3 protein-coding genes are annotated in these 2,278 nt (G+C 45.8%); 2 read left to right on the top strand and 1 reads right to left on the bottom strand.

The features are described from left to right. A partial coding sequence (locus BO219_RS13575) for a phenylalanine--tRNA ligase subunit beta-related protein (protein WP_476692365.1) occupies nucleotides 1-678 on the top strand: 678 nt, incomplete at its 5' end. A 201-nt stretch (nucleotides 679-879) separates the two neighbouring features. Then, nucleotides 880-1,182, top strand: coding sequence for a hypothetical protein (locus tag BO219_RS13570; protein ID WP_077429930.1), 303 nt, complete (start codon nucleotides 880-882; stop codon nucleotides 1,180-1,182). A gap of 100 nt (nucleotides 1,183-1,282) precedes the next feature. On the opposite strand, the gene tnpC is transcribed toward BO219_RS13570, so the two are convergent. Further along, the coding region (gene tnpC / locus BO219_RS13565; RefSeq protein WP_226373842.1) for an IS66 family transposase at nucleotides 1,283-2,278 on the bottom strand (996 nt) is incomplete at its 5' end.

Here is a 2,278-nt window from a genome sequence, read left to right as displayed (position 1 = left end):
GAAATCGGCTCGGTATATTTAGCTAACGGCGAACATGAACTGCCGAACGAAAAAGAACGTCTCGCAGGCGTTTTGACAGGTGTATGGCACGCCCATTTATGGCAAGGGGAGAAAAAAGCAGTTGACTTCTATGTCGTTAAAGGAATTTTAGATGGTTTGTTTGCGTTGCTAGGATTAGAAAACCGCGTGGAATATAAGCAAGCAAAACGCGAGCACCTTCATCCAGGGCGCACGGCCGATATGTTGCTAGACGGCAAAACAATTGGTTTTATCGGTCAGCTTCATCCGAACGTGCAAAAACAATTTGATTTAAAAGAAACATATGTATTTGAGCTAGATCTTGAAGCGTTATTAAAAGCGGAAGTAGCCGACATTCGCTATACGGCGATTCCACGCTTCCCGTCGATTACGCGCGACATCGCCCTTGTCGTTGATGAACATGTCGTCGCGGGTGAGTTGCAAAAAGCGATTATCGAGGCAGGCGGTGAACTGTTGAAGGATGTATCGATTTTCGACGTCTACAAAGGCGACCGCCTCCCGGAAGGCAAAAAATCGATCGCCTTCTCGCTCCGTTACTATGACCCAGAGCGGACATTAACAGATGAAGAAATAACAAACGTTCACGAACAAGTCATCAAAGCGGTCGAACAACAATTCGGCGCCACATTGCGCGGATAAAACGAATCCCCCATCTGATGCACGGGCATTGGATGGGGGTTTTTATGTCCTTGTCGGATGGGTGGGGGCGTTTTTTATCTAGTCCGCCAAAATTGGCGGGCGAACCGTCAAAAATGGCGGGGTTCGACAGCAAGTTGGCGGTGAAGGAGGGAGAAAATGGAGGTATAATGAAGGAAAAATATTCGTGAGGGAGGTACTGTTATGAAAAGGAAAATAACTAGGCTAGGAGTTATGTGTCTAACATTAGTAGCATTATTATCGCCAGAGATTGGACAAGCACGTGACACAGACTATACTACTGGGGCTGATTTTTCTTGGTCACCTTATATTTGGTCATTGGGTGCCTATCGTTCTTCCAGTGATTCTTCCCAAGTAGTAGGTTATCTCAATAATGTAAAATTTGACAGCGAGGCGGTAGCAATTCATAATGCTGCATACTATTTGACTTTTGAAATTAACAATACAACTGTAGTTGAAGTAAATTTACAACCTATAAACTGGTGAAAGATGATCGAGATCGTCAAAAATCTTGTAACTATTCACTCCGATAGTAGTATGTAAAGAAGCGCAACACAAATAGGGCATCCCCGTAATAGAAAATGCCCTAAGTGGTAGAAAGAACATGATCAAGCGTGTCACCCGTCAACAGAAGACATAACGAATCCCACACGTTTTTTTCGTGTTTCGTCAGTGTGGAAACGATGCTTCTTGTGATACAAAAAGACTGGGCGAATGTTTCTTCGCGAAACGTACCCGAAATGTTCTCTTTGACTTTGACCATGCGAAGATCGCGTTCGGCTTGGTTGTTATCAAAGGGAACATGTACTTCACGTAAGAAACGCAGTGCTTCTTCCTTTCGTTTTTGAAGCCGTCGAACAAAAGCGAGTGCTTTTTTCGGAAGAGGCGTCTTCGCTTCCAATCGGTGTTGTGCTCTTTCTAGGATGCGATCATACACTCGTTCCCACCGTCTCGCTTCTTCTTCGGAAAGTGCACCGTGATGCGCTTCGACTGCCTGTTTGGCGGCTAACAGAAACGTGGTCATGCGCATCGCCCACGTATGCCCTTGTTCGGTGAAGCCTTTTAGCTCACGTAAATGATGGGCATGGCAAAGAGCATGTGTGGCTTTCGTGTATCTCGGATACGTACCGAATGCATCATGCATCATCGTCCCTTTGTATTGTGGAAGAACCCCGATCTCATCCGTTGCTTTCTTTCCACGAGAAGCGTGAGGAGCTAAGTATGTATATGCGGATGTACAGGCGACATGAACCCACGCCTGTTTGCCATCGATCCGCAAGCTCGTTTCATCGACATGCAAGATATTCGATTGAAGCAGTGCTTCTTCGATGATGTCCATGTTTGGCTCGAGGGCTTCCCGTCCCCGTTTGCCCATGTTGACAAGCGTTCCTGTGCTGATCGGATGTTGATATAGCTCTTCTATCATGTCACGTAAACGTTGATAAGGGATCATTTGCATGTTGTACAAATACACGACAAGCGTAGTGAGCCGTGGATCATATTGCACATGGTTTTTGACATGTGATGGGAACTCAGCTTGTTGCACGCATCGACAATGCGGACACGATTTCACTTCACGTTC

It is taken from the genome of Anoxybacillus kestanbolensis (assembly GCF_001996285.1).
Lineage (GTDB): Bacteria > Bacillota > Bacilli > Bacillales > Anoxybacillaceae > Anoxybacillus > Anoxybacillus kestanbolensis_A.
The sequence above is the reverse complement of the archived record's forward strand: the minus strand, read 5'-3'. Positions and strand labels throughout refer to the sequence as shown.

Excerpts from the sequence above, each read along its gene's own strand:
- BO219_RS13570 (WP_077429930.1), top strand. The coding sequence starts at position 880 with ATGAAAAGGAAAATAACTAGGCTAGGAGTTATGTGTCTAACATTAGTA.